This is a genomic window from Nonomuraea sp. NPDC049758 (assembly GCF_040674635.1).
GTDB lineage: Bacteria > Actinomycetota > Actinomycetes > Streptosporangiales > Streptosporangiaceae > Nonomuraea.
Map to the genome: position 1 here is coordinate 68122 of NZ_JBFAMZ010000011.1, position 14558 is coordinate 82679.

General features: G+C 73.7%; 12 protein-coding genes. 8 read left to right on the forward strand and 4 right to left on the reverse strand.

The window, feature by feature from the left end; genetic code table 11:
* Positions 1 to 54 precede the first annotated feature (54 nt).
* The 5 genes from AB0J46_RS27840 (at position 55) to AB0J46_RS27860 (ending at position 6068) form a co-directional block, all read left to right on the forward strand.
* A complete protein-coding gene (locus AB0J46_RS27840; protein WP_364336880.1) occupies positions 55 to 1047 on the forward strand; it encodes a LacI family DNA-binding transcriptional regulator in 993 nt (330 codons plus the stop codon).
* Between the two features lie 141 nt (positions 1048 to 1188).
* Entirely contained in the window at positions 1189 to 2562 is a 1374-nt protein-coding gene (locus AB0J46_RS27845) for an extracellular solute-binding protein (protein WP_364336882.1), read from the forward strand.
* A gap of 71 nt (positions 2563 to 2633) precedes the next feature.
* Positions 2634 to 3554: a sugar ABC transporter permease gene (locus AB0J46_RS27850; RefSeq protein WP_364336884.1), complete on the forward strand. Its 921-nt coding sequence runs from the start codon at positions 2634 to 2636 to the stop codon at positions 3552 to 3554.
* A gap of 2 nt (positions 3555 to 3556) precedes the next feature.
* Positions 3557 to 4516, forward strand: a complete 960-nt coding sequence (locus tag AB0J46_RS27855) for a carbohydrate ABC transporter permease (protein ID WP_364336886.1) — start codon at positions 3557 to 3559, stop codon at positions 4514 to 4516.
* 34 nt (positions 4517 to 4550) lie between these two features.
* On the forward strand, positions 4551 to 6068 hold the full coding sequence (locus AB0J46_RS27860) for a glycoside hydrolase family 13 protein (RefSeq protein ID WP_364336888.1): 1518 nt from the start codon (positions 4551 to 4553) through the stop codon (positions 6066 to 6068).
* Between the two features lie 76 nt (positions 6069 to 6144).
* Here AB0J46_RS27860 and AB0J46_RS27865 read toward each other — a convergent pair whose 3' ends face one another.
* Complete coding sequence (locus AB0J46_RS27865) at positions 6145 to 7131, reverse strand: endonuclease/exonuclease/phosphatase family protein (protein ID WP_364336890.1); 987 nt, start codon at positions 7129 to 7131, stop codon at positions 6145 to 6147.
* Between the two features lie 41 nt (positions 7132 to 7172).
* Positions 7173 to 9488 carry a protein kinase gene (locus AB0J46_RS27870; RefSeq protein ID WP_364336892.1) on the reverse strand — a complete coding sequence of 772 codons (2316 nt, stop codon included), beginning with the start codon at positions 9486 to 9488 and terminating at the stop codon, positions 7173 to 7175.
* Positions 9489 to 9624: 136 nt separating this feature from the next.
* On the opposite strand from AB0J46_RS27870, the gene AB0J46_RS27875 reads away from it, so the two are divergent.
* Entirely contained in the window at positions 9625 to 10095 is a 471-nt protein-coding gene (locus AB0J46_RS27875) for a PPOX class F420-dependent oxidoreductase (RefSeq protein ID WP_364336894.1), read from the forward strand.
* Between the two features lie 55 nt (positions 10096 to 10150).
* Here the strand turns inward: AB0J46_RS27875 and AB0J46_RS27880 are convergent, their stop codons facing one another.
* Positions 10151 to 10957: an alpha/beta hydrolase gene (locus tag AB0J46_RS27880; protein ID WP_364336896.1), complete on the reverse strand. Its 807-nt coding sequence runs from the start codon at positions 10955 to 10957 to the stop codon at positions 10151 to 10153.
* 94 nt (positions 10958 to 11051) lie between these two features.
* A complete protein-coding gene (locus AB0J46_RS27885) occupies positions 11052 to 12530 on the reverse strand; it encodes a hypothetical protein (RefSeq protein WP_364336898.1) in 1479 nt (492 codons plus the stop codon).
* A gap of 125 nt (positions 12531 to 12655) precedes the next feature.
* On the opposite strand from AB0J46_RS27885, the gene AB0J46_RS27890 reads away from it, so the two are divergent.
* On the forward strand, positions 12656 to 13987 hold the full coding sequence (locus tag AB0J46_RS27890) for a hypothetical protein (RefSeq protein ID WP_364336900.1): 1332 nt from the start codon (positions 12656 to 12658) through the stop codon (positions 13985 to 13987).
* 58 nt (positions 13988 to 14045) lie between these two features.
* Positions 14046 to 14549 carry an NUDIX domain-containing protein gene (locus tag AB0J46_RS27895; RefSeq protein ID WP_364336902.1) on the forward strand — a complete coding sequence of 168 codons (504 nt, stop codon included), beginning with the start codon at positions 14046 to 14048 and terminating at the stop codon, positions 14547 to 14549.
* The last annotated feature ends 9 nt before the right edge of the window (positions 14550 to 14558 follow it).

A 14558-nucleotide genomic window follows, 5' to 3' on the forward strand; every position in this document is an offset into this window, starting at 1 on the left:
AGGATGGGCGCAAGCTGTTGCAAGTCTTTGCGGGATTGGCCGTATAGTTTGCGCATGACCCGACGACTCGGAGACGTGGCCAAGAAGGTCGGCATGAGCGAGGCGACCGTGAGCCGGGTGCTCAACGGCAAGCCCGGCGTGTCGGAGGCCACCAGGGAGGCCGTGCTCACGGCCCTCGACGTGCTCGGGTACGAGCGCCCCACCCGGCTCCGCGGCGACCGCGCCCGGCTGGTCGGCCTGGTGCTGCCCGAGCTGCAGAACCCGATCTTCCCGGCGTTCGCCGAGGTCGTCGGCGGCGCCCTGGCCCAGCAGGGCTTCACCTCCGTGCTGTGCACCCGCACGGTCGGCGGGGTGAGCGAGGCCGACTACGTCAGCCTCCTGCTCTCCCAGCAGGTCAGCGGCGTCGTCTTCGCCGGCGGCCACTACGCCCAGGCCGACGCCTCCCACGAGCACTACGAGCTGCTCTACGAGCGCAAACTGCCGACCGTCCTGGTCAACGCCGCCGTCGAGCACCTGGGGTTCCCGCAGGTGTCGGCCGACGACGTGGTGGCCGCCGAGATCGCGCTCGGCCACCTGCGCAGCCTCGGCCACGAGCGGGTGGGCCTGGTGCTCGGGCCGCGCGACCACGTGCCGTCCCGGCGCAAGCTCGCCGCCGTGGCAGGGCAGGTCGATCCCGCGCTGGTCGAGCACAGCATGTACTCGCTGGAGGGCGGGCACGCGGCGGCCGCCAGGCTGGTCGCCAGGGGCGTGACCGGCATCGTGTGCGCCAGCGACATGCTCGCGCTCGGCGCGGTGCGGGCCGTGCGCCGGGCCGGCCTGTCGGTGCCGGCGGACGTCTCGGTCGTCGGGTTCGACGACTCGGCCCTGATGAACTGCACCGACCCGCCGCTGACCACCGTGCGCCAGCCGATCGACGCCATGGGCCGGGCCGCCGTCGACCTGCTCGTCGCGCAGATCGACAAGCACGTGGTGCCCGCCGACGAGCTGCTCTTCGACCCGGAGCTGGTGGTCAGGGCCTCGACGGGACGGGTTCGCGGCTCGTCCTGAGAACGTCTTCCGGTGACCTAGTCGTTATCTTGCAACCCTATGTCGAAACATTGCGGACATCTGAGGGATCTGCCATTGTGAGCGCACAGCGGGGCGCCTCACCGTCCCCCGGCTTCGTCAAGCTTCGGAAGGGTCAGATCGATGAAGAGATCGGACTATCGCAGGACTGTGGGGCTGCTCGTGGCGGCAGGCCTGAGCATGAGCGCCGTGGCCTGCGGCAGTGGCGACGACACCAAGCCCGAGGCGCAGGGCAGCGCCCCGGGCGCCGCGCAGGTGAGCATCACCGTCGCCTGCCAGCCCGCGAAGTCCGCCCCCAAGGAGCGGCAGGCCTGGGACGACGACGTGGCCGCGTTCATGAAGGCCAACCCCGGCGTGACGGTCAAGAGCACCGACCAGCAGCCCTGCTTCGACCCCAAGACCTTCGGCCCGAAGCTGGCCGGCGGCCAGATGGAGACCGTGTTCGTGGTGCCGGTCACCAACTACGGCGACGTGATCGCCAAGGGGCAGGGCCTGGACATCACGCCGTACACCGGTGAGATCAAGAACTGGAACGACCTCCGCCAGGACGTCCGCGACCTGGTCACCAAGGACGGCAAGGTCTACGGCGTCCCCAACGTCCACTACAGCGTCGGCCTGGTCTACAACCGGGCGCTGTTCACCAAGGCCGGGCTCGACCCCAACAGCCCGCCCAAGACCTGGGCCGAGGTCCGCGAGGCGGCCAAGAAGATCGCCGCGCTCGGCGGCGGCGTCATCGGCTACGGCGAGTACTCCGGCGGCAACACCGGCGGCTGGCACTTCAACCAGGCCCTGTACGGCCGCGGCGGCGACATGGTCTCGGCCGACGGCAGGACCGCCGCGTTCAACTCGCCCGAGGGCAAGGCCGTGCTGCAGTTCCTCAAGGACCTGCGCTGGGTGGACAAGAGCACCGGCGCGAAGCTGTTCAACGCCTGGGAGCCCCTCATGCAGGCCATGGGCTCGGGCAAGGTCGGCATGATGCTCGGCGCCCCCGACGTCGTCACCGACGTGGTCAACAAGTTCAAGGGCGCCGCCACCGACTACGGCATCACCGGCTTCCCCGAGGCCAAGGCGTCGCTGAGCGGCGGCGAGGCGTTCTTCGTCAACCCCAAGGCCACGCCCGAGCAGGCCAAGGCCGGCCTGGCCTGGGTGAACTTCCGCTTCAACACCGTCGACAAGGGCCGCTTCGACTTCGCCCGCGGCAAGTCGCTCGGCAACCCGGTCGGCGTGCCCGACAACGACGTCTACGGCGCCTCGCCCACCGGCAAGGCCATCCAGGACGCCCGCAAGGCCAACGCCACCCTGCCGGTGGAGAACTACCAGCCGTACGTGGACGCCTCGGCCACCATCCCGCCCAAGATGGAGCCGCCGCACGCCCAGGAGCTCTACGCCATCCTCGACGTCGCCATGTCGGCCGTGCTGAGCCGCGAGGACGCCAATGTCGACCAGCTCCTCGCGGACGCCGAGACCAAGGCGAACGCCATGCTCGGCAAGAGCTGAGCGGAACGTGAGACCGGGGCGCCGCACCCGCCGGCGCCCCGGTACGTCGAGTCGGTGATCGGAGACACCCCATGAGCATTGCGACCGCCGGAGCCGCGCGACGGCCGAGGCCGCCCTCGCCGTTGCGCCGGGCGTTGCGGAGGAACCTGACGGCCTACGGGTTCATGGTCGGGGCGCTGTTCTGCTTCGTCCTGTTCTCCTGGTATCCCATCGTCCAGGAGTTCATCCTCAGCTTCCAGAAGACCGACCTGGTCAACGAGCCGGAGTGGGTCGGGCTGGACAACTTCAGGGCCGCCTTCGCCGACCCCGCCTTCGGGCCCGCGTGGCTGAACACGCTCATGTTCACCGTCCTCGCGCTGGTGCTCGGCTACGGGCTGCCGTTCGCGGTGGCGATCCTGCTCAACGAGCTCCGCCACTGCCGGGCCTACCTGCGGTTCGTGGTGTACCTGCCGGTCATGCTGCCCCCGGCCGTCGCGGTGCTGCTCTTCCGCTGGTTCTACGACCCCGACGTCGGCCTGTTCAACCAGATCCTCGGCTTCTTCTCGCTGCCCGGGCTCAACTGGATCTACTCGACCGACACCGCGCTGCTCTGCCTGGTGCTCGTCTCGACCTGGATGAACATGGGCTCGGCGACCCTGATCTACCTCGCCGCGCTGCAGAACATCCCGCCCGACCTCTACGAGGCCGCCGAGCTCGACGGCGCCGGCGTCTGGAAGCGGGTCCGGCACATCACGATCCCGCAGACCCGGCTGATCCTGCTGCTCATGCTGATGTTGCAGATCGTCGCGACCATGCAGGTCTTCATCGAGCCGTACCTGCTCACCGGCGGCGGCCCGGAGAACGCCACCGCCACCGTCGTCTTCCTGATGTTCCAGCAGGCGTTCACCTACAGCGACTACGGCGCGGGCGGCGCGCTGGGGATGATGCTCATGGTCGTCCTGCTCGCCTTCGCCGCCGTGCAGCTCCGGCTGACCCGCGAGGAGAAGGGCTGACCATGTCGAACGCCACCCTGCGCCGCCCCGCCGCGCCGCCCTCGCCAGGACGCCGGGCCAGGAGACGGCCGCCCAGGCGCATCGAGGTGCAGTTCCGCACGATCATCTCCCCGCACCAGCTCAACAGCCGGTGGGGACGGCGGGTCTACTGGACGGTCCTGGTCGCGACGGTCGTCACGTTCACGGTCGTGTTCCTCCTGCCGATGTACTGGATGATCACCGGCGCGCTGAAGTCGGCCGAGGAGTTCGCCCAGGTGCCGCCCACGCTCTTCCCGAAGGAGCTGAACTTCGGGAAGTTCCTGGAGTCGTGGGAGCTGTTCGACATCGGCACGCTGCTGAAGAACACCGTCCTGTACGCCGGCGGCGGCTGGCTGATCACCATGTCGGTCGACGTCGCCGCCGCGTACGCGCTGTCGAAGCTGCGCCCGGCGTTCGGCAACGTCATCCTCGGCGCCATGCTGGCCACGCTGATGATCCCGCCGATGGTCGTGCTCATCCCCACCTATCTCGCCATCCACGACGTGCCGATCCTCGGCTGGGACCTGCTGAACAACCCGTGGGGCCTGTGGCTGCCCGCCGCGGCCAACGGCTTCAACATCTTCCTGCTCAAGAGGTTCTTCGACTCCATCCCCCGCGAGCTGCTCGAAGCCGCCCAGATCGACGGCGGCGGCCCGTTCCGCATCCTGTGGTCGGTGGTGCTGCCGGTCTCCCGCCCGATCCTCGGCGTGACGTCGATCTTCACGATCGTCACCTCGTTCAAGGACTTCATCTGGCCGCTGCTCGTCATGAGCGACAGCGAGAAGATGACGCTCAGCGTGGGCCTGGCCCAGACCGCCGGTGCCGTGTCGCAGGACCAGGTCATGGGCGGCCTGGTGATCGCCAGCATCCCGACCGTCATCGTCTTCTTCATCTTCCAGCGGCACATCATGGCGGGACTCACCGCCGGCAGCCTCAAGGGCTGAGTGCCTCCACCTATGGCAAGGAGTTGTCTTCAGCATGTCCGAAACGTGGTGGCGGGGAGCCGCGATCTATCAGGTCTACCTGCGCAGCTTCGCCGACGGCAACGGTGACGGCGTGGGCGACCTGGCGGGGCTGCGGGCACGTTTGCCGTACCTGTCGGCGCTCGGGGTGAACGCGATCTGGCTCAACCCCTGGTATCCCTCGCCGCTGGCCGACGGCGGGTACGACGTGGCCGACTACCGGGACATCGATCCCGTGTTCGGCACCCTGGCCGAGGCGGAGGAGCTCATCGCCGAGGCGCACGCCCTGAACATCAGGATCATCATCGACGTGGTGCCGAACCACAGCTCGACCGCGAGCGCGTGGTTCCGGGAGGCGCTGCGCGACCCGTCCGTGCGCGACCGGTTCTGGTTCCGGGACGAGCCCGGCGAGTGGCAGTCGATCTTCGGCGGCCCCGCCTGGACCCAGGTGCCCGACGGCCAGTGGTACCTGCACCTGTTCGACCCCGGCCAGCCCGACCTCAACTGGACCAACCCGGACGTCCACCGCGAGTTCCACGACGTGCTGCGCTTCTGGTACGACCGCGGCGTGGACGGCATCCGCATCGACTCGGCCGCCCTGCTCGCCAAGCCCGACGGCCTGACCGGCTCGTACGAGGACCTGGACGAGGTCCACGACGTCTACCGGAGCTGGCGCCTGATCACCGACGAGTACGACGGCCGCGTCCTGGTCGGCGAGGTCTGGCTGCCCGACCAGCAGCGCCTGGCCCGCTACCTGCGCTCCGACGAGCTGCACACCGTCTTCAACTTCCCGTTCCTGGCCTGCCCCTGGGAGCCCGCCGGCCTGCGCCAGGTGATCGAGCAGACCCTCGCCACCCACGCCCCGCTCGGCGCCCCGCCCACCTGGGTGCTGTCCAACCACGACGTCGCCCGCGTCGTCACCCGGTACGGCCGCGCCGACACCTCCTGGGACCACGCCGACCGCAGGGACGGCGCCCCTTCCGACCTGGAGCTCGGCTACCGCCGGGCGCGCGCGGCCGCGCTGCTGGCCATGGCGCTGCCCGGCGGCATCTACATCTACCAGGGCGAGGAGCTGGGCCTGCCGGAGGTGGACGACATCCCCGACGAGCTGCGCCAGGACCCGATGTGGCGGCGCTCGAACCACACGGTGAAGGGCCGCGACGGCTGCCGGGTGCCGCTGCCGTGGTCGGGCGACGAGCCGCCGTTCGGCTTCGGCACGGCCACGCCGTGGCTGCCGCAGCCGGACGCCTGGAACAAGCTCACCGTCGAGGCCCAGACCGCCGACCTGGGCTCGATGCTCAACCTCTACCGGGACGGGCTGCGCATCCGTGCCGAGCGGCTCGGCGACGGCACGCTCACCTGGCTCGACCTCGGGCCCGACGTGCTCGCCTTCACCCGGGACTCCGGTCTGACCTGCGTGGTCAACCTGGGCCCCGACCCGGTGCCGCTGCCCGCCCACGGCACGGTCCTGCTGGCCAGCGGCGCCCTGGACGGCGACCGCCTGCCCACCGACACGGCGGCCTGGCTGGCCTGACACCACCCGGCCTGCCCCTGGGGTCCCTTTGGAGGCCCGTGCCCGGTCTGTCGCCGGGCGCGGGGCTTCCGGCGGGTCAGCTCCGGACGCGGAGGTCGGCGAACAGGGCGCGGTGGTCGGAGCCGGGCAGGTCGAGGACGCGCACGTCCACCGCCCGCGCCCGCCCGTCCGTGACCACGTGGTCGATCGCCACCAGCGGCGGGATCCGGCGCATCGGCCACGTGGGGACCAGCCCCTTGCCGGTGGCCGCCGCCGCGTCGGTGTAGCCGGTGCCCAGCAGCCGCCGGAACACGGCGTGGTCCAGCGTGGCGTTGAAGTCCCCGGCCAGGATCCGCGGCGCGCCTGTGGACGGCGCGGGCGGCAGCGTCCCGACCCCCGCCTCCCACTCCGGCACCGTCGAGGGCACCGGCGCCACCGGATGCACCACCACCACCTCCACCGCGCCGCCGGGCAGTGCCGCCTCCACGACCGGCATGTGGTGCCCGACCGGCTGGAACAGGCCCGTGCGCTCGCGCAGCGGGTGGCGGGCGTACACGCCGCTGCCGACCGGCCCCCACGTCTCCGGCTTGGTGACCTGGTACGGCAGCAGCGTCTCCAGCCCGGCCGCCGCCAGCCGGTCGCGTTCCGCCCAGGTCAGCTCCTGGAGGCTGAGCACGTCCACGTTCAGCGTGCGGACCAGGTCGACGATCGTGCGGGCGTCGCCGCGGCCGCCGTTGAGGTTGGCGGTCAGCACGCGCAACGGGCGGCCGGTCGCGGCGTCCGTACCGCCGGGCAGGGCGCGCGGGAGCACCAGCCAGGCCAGGCACACGCACACCGCCAGCATGACGGCGACCGCCGCCCTGCTGCGGACCAGCGCCGCCGCCCCCAGCATCAGCAGCGCCGCCACCCCGAAGTACGGCGTGAAGGACACCAGCGGGACCAGCAGGACGCCCGACTCCAGGCCGCCGAGCCGGACCGCCGTCCCCGCCGCGAACAGCACCGCGACCGCCGTCGCCAGCCGCCGCCGCCAGACCCGGCGCGGACGCGTCCGCACGGGCTCCTTCACCACTTCGTCCGTGAGCACAGCCCGAACCATAGGCCGCGATTCTTAAACCTTGATGAGCGTCAGGCGGGACCGAGGCTCCACGCGCTCAGCAGAGCGTCGCCGCCGCTGCCCACGACCACGGGACGGCCCTCCAGCTCGGCCAGCGCCAGGGCCCGCACCTCGGCTCCCGGCCCCGGGCCCAGCTCCCCGACGATCTTGCCGTCGGTCAGGCTCCAGACGCGGACGACCGTCTCGCCGCCGCCCGGCGCGTGCGCGACGACCGCGACGGGCCTGCCGCCGAGCGCGCCCACGACCAGCGCGGACGCCCCCCGGTCGTCGGGGCTGCGGCGGCTGAAGTTCCACTTCTTCCTGCGCCTGCCGGTCGCCAGGTCGTAGACGCGCAGGGTGGCGTCGAGGTGGGTGGAGACCAGGACGGGACGGCCGTCCAGCTCGCCGCAGGCGAGCAGCTCGATGCCGCCGATCTCGCCGGTCTTGTAGGTATGTGTCACCTTTCCGTCTGACAGGCGGCGCACCCGGACGCGGTTGGCGCCGTCGCCGGTGACCAGCACCTCGTCGTCGCCGAGGCGGCCGAACGCCAGGCCGTTGACGCCCTGGAAGTGGTCGGTGACGGCGGGGCCGATCTGGCGGCCGGTGGCGAGGTCCCACAGGCGGACGACGCTGTGCAGGTCCCTCAGGCTGTCGTACTTCTGGGTGACGGCGACCGCGCGTCCGGCGGTGGTGACGGCGATGACCGGGTCGGCCGCCTTCTTCGTGTGGAGAGCGCCGCCCCCCGGGTTCCACAGCCGCATCGCGCCGTCGCCGTGCCCGGTGGCGGCTTTGCCGTCGGCGCAGGCCACGGCGGTCGCGGCGGCGCCGCCGTCGCCGAGCCTGCGCATGGGCGCGGACGCCGGGCCGAGGTCCCAGACGAGCACCGTGCCCTTGGACGTGCCGCAGACGACGGTGGCGCCGGCGGCGGCCAGGACGGCCGGCGTCCCGCTGCCCGCCGGCAGCGCCACGGGCTCCCTGACGGGCGCGCCGAACGGCTCGGCCGCGGGGGACGGGGTGGTGGACGTCGTGGGGGATCCGGTGGGGGACGTGCTGGGCGCTGGGCTCGTCGCGGCTGTCGTGGGCGTGCCCGTCGCCGTGCCCGTCGCCGGGGGGCCGGTCGGGTCGCCGGTGGGGCGAGGGGACGGGTCGTCGGCGAGGCCGTTCGCGGGGCGCAGGAGCAGGAAGGCGGACGCCGCCGCAGCCGCCGCGGCCGACGCACCGCCGACCACCACGGCCCGCCGGCTCACCCGCCGATCCGTACCCGGCCTGGTCGCCTCCCCACGAAACGCCGGCCCCGTCGCCCCAGGCCCGCGCGGCGGAACCGTCGCACCGGCTCCTGGTCCGGTCGGATGGGCCGTCGCTCCTGCTCCGGGCGGGGGGATCTGCGCGCCGGGCGGAGGGGCCGTCGCCGGGCTTCCTCCGCGCATGTCCGGCCCGCCACCGGCTCCCGGATGCGCCGGGTGCTGGGGGGCGGCCCCCTCGGAACGGAGGGGGGCCGAGCTCGGGACGCCGGGCGGGTACGACGCAGCCGACCCGGCGGTGCCGGGGGCGCTGATGAGGTGGCGGAGGAGGGCGGCGGGGGTGGGACGGGCGGCGGGGTCCTTGGCGAGGCAGGACCGGATCGGGTCCACCAGGCGGGCCGGCACGTCCGTGAGGTCGGGCGTCCCGCTCATGACCTTGTGCAGGATGGCGGCGACCGTCTCACCCGCGTACGGCGGATGGCCGGTGGCCGCGAACACCATCGTCCCCGCCCAGCTGAACACGTCGGACGCCGGCCCGACCCGCTCGCCCGCGAACTGCTCGGGCGACATGTACGCCGGCGTCCCCATCGGCGCCGAGGCCTGCGTCGTCGCCCCCAGGGCCTTGGCGATGCCGAAGTCGATGACGATCGGCCCCTCGGGCCCCATCAGCACGTTGCCCGGCTTGAAGTCGCGGTGCACGATCCCGGCCTCGTGGATGGCGGCCAGCGCGGTCAGCGTGGAGATCGCCAGCCGGTCCAGGGCGCCCCCCGTGCGCGGCCCCGACTCCCGGACGAGCCTCTGCAGCGTGTCGCCCGCGACGTACTCGCTCACGATGTACGGCCGCCCGTCGGCCACCCCCACGTCCAGCACGGCGGCCGTGCAGAACGCGGCCACCCGGCGCGCCGCCTCGGCCTCGCGCAGCAGGCCCCGGGTGACGTCGTCGTCCTGGGTCAGGTGGCTGTGCAGCAGCTTGATCGCGACCTCGCGGCCCGCGCCGTCGACGCCCTTGTAGACGATCCCCTGCCCGCCCGAGCCGAGCACGCCGAGCAGCCGGTGGTCGCCGATCCTGTCAGGATCGCCCGGCCGGAGCGGACGGACTTCCGGCATTCCGCTCCTCCCCTCGGGCACGTACCGGCATATGCCGGCGAACCACACCATAGGGCCGCCTGGGCGAGCCCCGGAAGCCGGGGCCCGCGCCGGATGGCAGGATCGAAGCCGGCACCGCACAGGAAAGGCGTCCCGTATGGCTCCCAGGATCGCGACCGCCCGCCGCGTCGATCTGCCCGAACTGCTCGACTTCCTCCGCCCCCGGCACCACGGCCTGCTCTCGACGACCCGCGCCGACGGGCGTCCCCAGCTCTCGCCGGTCTCGTGCGGCGTCGACGACGAGGGCCGGATCGTGGTCTCCACCTACCCCGGGCGCGCCAAGGCCGCGAACGCCCGGCGCGACGAGCGCGTCTCGATGTGCGTCCTGTCCGACGACTGGGACGGCCCCTACGTCCAGGTGGACGGGCGAGGCGAGGTGCTGGACATGCCCGAGGCCCTCGACGCCCTGGTGGACTACTACCGGTGCATCGCCGGGGAGCATCCCGACTGGGAGGAGTACCGGCAGGCCATGCGCCGCCAGAACAAGTCACTGATCCGGATCACGATCGACCGCTGGGGGCCGATCGCGACCGGCGGCTTCCCGGCGAACCTGACCCCCGGCGGCTGAGCGCCCGACCGGGAGCGCGCCACCCGGGGCCCGCCGTCTCGGCGGGCGCGCCGCGTCAGCGGGCCAGCACCTCGCGCAGCACGTCGGCGAACTCCTTCGGACGGTCCACGAAGCCGCCGTGCTCGCCGGGGAACACCACCGGCGGCGCGCCGAGCAGGTCGGCCAGCGCCTGCGAGGTGCGGTACGTGAGCAGACCGCCCGAGTCGGCCCCGACGCCCACGACGACGCGGGCCGGCCCGGCCTTCAGCGCCGCGACGTCGGGCACGTAACGGGTGGTCCCGAGCAGCTCGTGCAGGAAGAAGTGGGTGGCGTCGGCCAGGTCCTGCTCGGGCGACTCGCTCGGCGGCGGGGCCGGGGCGTCCTCGCCGGTCCGGAAGCCCGCGGTGGCCATGAACTTGCCGAACGCCGCCCCCGGGCCCTCCCGGCGGAACGTCTCGATCATGTCGTCCACCTCGGCGCGGCGCCGGGCCACGTCGGGCAGCAGCTCCAGCACGGGCGGCTCGTGCGCGACGAGGGTGCGCACGCGGGTGGGGTGGCGGGTGACCAGGGCGAGGCCGGTGACCGCGCCGCCGCTGCTGCCGAGCACGTCGGCCGACTCGGCGCCGAGCGCGTCGATGATCGCGACCGCGTCGTCGGCCCGCAGGTCGGGGGTTGAGTCCTGGCCGGGGTCGTCGAGCGTGCTGCCGGACACGCCGCGCGGGTCGTGGGTGACGACGGTGTGCTCGCCGGCCAGCTCCTCGGCCAGCGGGGCGAAGGGGGCGGCGTCCATCGGCGCGCCCACGAGCAGCAGCAGCGGGCCGCTGCCGCGGACGTGGTAGCGCAGGCGTCCGCCCGGTATGTCGAGAATGTGCGTGGTGCTCATCGGTGGGTCCTTCCGCGGAGTCGGTGACACCAGGTTGGACCACCGGGGGCGGGTGAACTCATCGGTCCGCGGGCTCCCCGTGGCAATGTGCCGATCAGAGCTCCTTGACCTCGTCGAACAGGTCCTCGACGGCCGCGACGATCCGCCGGGTCGCCAGGGAGGCGGTGTCCGGGCCGTCGAACGGGTGCGCCCCGCCCTCGGCGACGCCCTCGACGGTGGCGAGGTGGGCCCCCGGATGGCAGACGACGTCCGGCTCGGGCAGGTTGGCCAGCAGGAACTCGCCCTGGCTCGCCCGCGCCTGCGACGGGTGCGCCCCCCGCCGCACCCACCGCAGGCTCCCCGACCGGTCCAGACGGTAGACGCCGGGGCCGTGGGCGGCCGACACGCGTACGGGGGTGTCGCGGGCCAGGCGGACCCGGACGTGGAACGGCCCGCCCGGCCTGGCCGAGCGCAGCAGCGTGCGCTGGTTGAACTCCTGCGCGTCCCCCAGCCAGGTCACCGGCCCGCCGAGCATCACCGACAGGTGGGCCAGCACGAACGGGGGCAGCCCGGCGGCCTGCTGGTTGACCGACGCCACCTCGGTGCCCTCCTGGTGCCGCCACTTGATCGCCGTCAGGTGGACCCGTTCGCCCGGGGTGAGGATGGCCTCCACGCTGAACAGGCCGGCCGCGCCGTACCTGCGCCAGGCCCAGAACGCGATGCGCTCGGCGCACTCGATGAGCAGCGCGGCGGCGGGCGTCGGCCAGGGGCGCGACCAGTCGTCGCCCGTGCTGCGCATCGGCCCGGCGCCCAGCTCGGCGATCCCGGCCGAGGTGTGGGCGGGGCGGTCGGCGTACACCCGGACGCCGCCGTCGCGGTCGGGCACGCTGAGCACCGCGATCGTGCACGGCCAGCCCGGCACGTACGCCGCCACCCGGTACGGCCCGAGCAGCCGGGCCGCGCGCGGCATGTCGTCCTCGCCCGCGACGACCACCGTGCCGTGCCGGTCCGCCCGCCGGCCCGCCTGCACCACGACCCGCTCGGTGCCGACCGCGCGCCGCAGCTCGGCCAGCCCGGGCAGCCGCTCGACGTGCACGCAGGGGACGCGGGCCACCGCCGGCACGCCGGCCGCCCGCAGCAGGTCGTCCAGCAGGTGCTTGGCCTCGATCGCGGCCCGCACATCGGCGTCGATGGCCGCGACGACCCCGCCGGGTCCGGCCAGCTCGCGCAGGCGGGCGTTGTCGTACCAGGTGAAGACGACCGGCGGACGGTCCAGCTTGAGCAGGTACCGGGCGGCCTCGTGCCGGACGCGGGGCAGCCAGGCGTGCCGCTCGGCGACCGACCGGGTCCTGGTGCGCTCCTCGGCGGCGACGACCATGCCGGGCAGCGCCGGGTCCCACGCCGAGTAGCAGCCGATGCTCAGCGCCGGGCGCAGCACCTCGACCGGGGCCGGGCCGGTGTAGCCGGTGCGCAGCGCGGTGCTGAACCGTTCGACGCAGACCAGCGGGCGGCCCGCCAGCGCGGCCGTCAGCTCCTCCTGCGCCGCCTCCTCCAGGCCGGTCTCGCGCCGGCCCGCGCCGTGCAGCCCCTCCATCAGCCCCTCCCTCGCCGTCCTCCGTACGGGGCCGTCCCGCGAGGGGCACGGCCCGCACTCTTGACGGTGCGCCACGTCCGGCGCACCGTCGAGGCCACAGTGATGTGAAGCGATGTGAAGACGAGATGCCGCCCCGCCGTACCCACCCAGTCGTCAACCGGGCGCTGGCGGCGTTGATCGAGCAGGCGGGCTGGACCCACGCGGCCACCGCGCGGCACGTCAACGCCGTCGCCGCCGAGAGTGGCGAGCGCGTGCACTACGACCGCTCGGCGGTCGGCCACTGGCTGACCGGCACCATCCCGCGCCCCGAGGCGGTGCGCGCGGCGGTCGAGGCGTTCCGCCGCCGCCTGGGCAGGCCCGGCCTGCGCCCGGCGCATCTGGGCTGGCCGGAGCCGGGCGGGCCGCCGTCCGCCGACGATCCCTGGCGCGGCGACCCGGTCGCCCGGCTCGCCGTGCTGGGCGAGGACGACCTGCTCAACCGGCGCACGTTCACCCTGGCCGCGTTGTCCGGCTTATCGGGCTTATCGGTCCTGGCCGCGCGGCGGGCGGGCGGCCGCGCGGCGGCCCGCCGGGCCGGGGCGGGCGACGTCGAACGGATCCGCGCCACCACCCGCGCCTTCGCCGACCTGGACGACCGCTACGGCGGCGGCCACGCCCGCGCCGCGGTCGCCGCCTACCTGTCCCGCGAGGTCACGCCCCTGCTGCACGGCACGACCGGCCGCCGCAGGCCCGACCTGTTCGCCGCCGCCGCCGAGCTGAGCTACCTGGCCGCCTACATGGCCATGGACGCCGGCGCCCACGCCCTGGCCCAGCGCTACTACATCAGCAGCGTGCGTCTCGCCGACGAGGCCGCCGACCTGCTGCTGCGCGCCACCGCCCTGCGCAGCATGGCCGTCCAGGCGGCCGAGCTGGGCCACGACGGCGAGGCGCTGGCCCTGGCCGAGGCGGCCGCGTCCGCGCTGGCCGGGCACGGTCCCGCCCGCACCCAGGCGTGGATCACCGGCATGCGCGCCGAGACCCACGCCGCCGCCGGCACCCGCTGGGACGCGCTCAGGCTGCTCAGCCGTACCGAGACCCAGCTCGAACGCGCCGACTCCGTCCCCGAGTCGGAGTGGACGGGCAACTACCGGCGCGAGTCCCTGGAGCACCAGATCGGCCTGACCCTCACCCAGCTCGGCGACCACGCCACCGCCGCCCGCCACTTCGCCGCGTCCATGCGGGCCAGACGGCCGGTCGAGCTGCGCACCCGTGCCCTGATCGGGCTGCGGGCCGCCCACTCCCTTCTCCGCGCGGGGGAGGTGGACCAGGCGGCGGCCACCGTCCTCGACCTGAGCGACGACATCCGGCTGATCTCCTCGGCCCGGGTCCGGGAGGAGCTGCGCGGCCTGCGCGCCGCCTGGCAACCCCACCGCGGCAACCCCCTGGTCAGCCGCGCGGACCGCTCGGTCGCGGGCTGACCCCACGGCACCGCCGTCCAGCCGGCCTGGTCGCCGGGCCGGGCTCTAGGATCGCGGCGTGATCAGGAACGCGTACTGCTCCTTCTGCGGCGCCGCTTTCGCCCCCGGCCAGCCCTGGCCCCGCACCTGCGCGGCCTGCGGGAACACCAGCTACCTCAACCCGCTGCCGGTCGCGGTGACGCTGCTGCCCGTGGACGACGGCCTGCTCGTCGTACGCCGGGACGTCGAGCCGCGCCGCGGCCGGCTCGCCCTGCCCGGCGGGTTCATCGACCTGGGGGAGTCCTGGCAGCAGGCGGCCGTGCGCGAGCTGCGCGAGGAGACGGGCGTGGTGGCCGAGGCCGCCGACGTCACGCTCTTCGACGTGGTCAGCGCCCCGGACGGAACCGTGCTGATCTTCGGGCTCGGCCCGCGCGTCACCGCGTCCGCGCTGCCGCCGATGGAGGCCACGGACGAGACGAGCGAGTGGCTGGTCATCGACGGGCCCGCCGAGCTGGCGTTCCCCGCCCACACCCGGATGGCCGCCGCCTACTTCTCGCGACGGGCCCGCCGCGGGCCGGAGTGAGCGGGTCGG

Bases quoted from the DNA above. Each gene is read 5' to 3' on its own strand.
- AB0J46_RS27880 (WP_364336896.1), bottom strand. From the start codon at position 10,957: ATGAGCACCACGCACATTCTCGACATACCGGGCGGACGCCTGCGCTAC.
- AB0J46_RS27860 (WP_364336888.1), top strand. From the start codon at position 4,551: ATGTCCGAAACGTGGTGGCGGGGAGCCGCGATCTATCAGGTCTACCTG.
- AB0J46_RS27885 (WP_364336898.1), bottom strand. From the start codon at position 12,530: ATGGAGGGGCTGCACGGCGCGGGCCGGCGCGAGACCGGCCTGGAGGAG.
- AB0J46_RS27850 (WP_364336884.1), top strand. From the start codon at position 2,634: ATGAGCATTGCGACCGCCGGAGCCGCGCGACGGCCGAGGCCGCCCTCG.
- AB0J46_RS27890 (WP_364336900.1), top strand. From the start codon at position 12,656: ATGCCGCCCCGCCGTACCCACCCAGTCGTCAACCGGGCGCTGGCGGCG.
- AB0J46_RS27840 (WP_364336880.1), top strand. From the start codon at position 55: ATGACCCGACGACTCGGAGACGTGGCCAAGAAGGTCGGCATGAGCGAG.
- AB0J46_RS27845 (WP_364336882.1), top strand. From the start codon at position 1,189: ATGAAGAGATCGGACTATCGCAGGACTGTGGGGCTGCTCGTGGCGGCA.
- AB0J46_RS27870 (WP_364336892.1), bottom strand. From the start codon at position 9,488: ATGCCGGAAGTCCGTCCGCTCCGGCCGGGCGATCCTGACAGGATCGGC.
- AB0J46_RS27855 (WP_364336886.1), top strand. From the start codon at position 3,557: ATGTCGAACGCCACCCTGCGCCGCCCCGCCGCGCCGCCCTCGCCAGGA.
- AB0J46_RS27875 (WP_364336894.1), top strand. From the start codon at position 9,625: ATGGCTCCCAGGATCGCGACCGCCCGCCGCGTCGATCTGCCCGAACTG.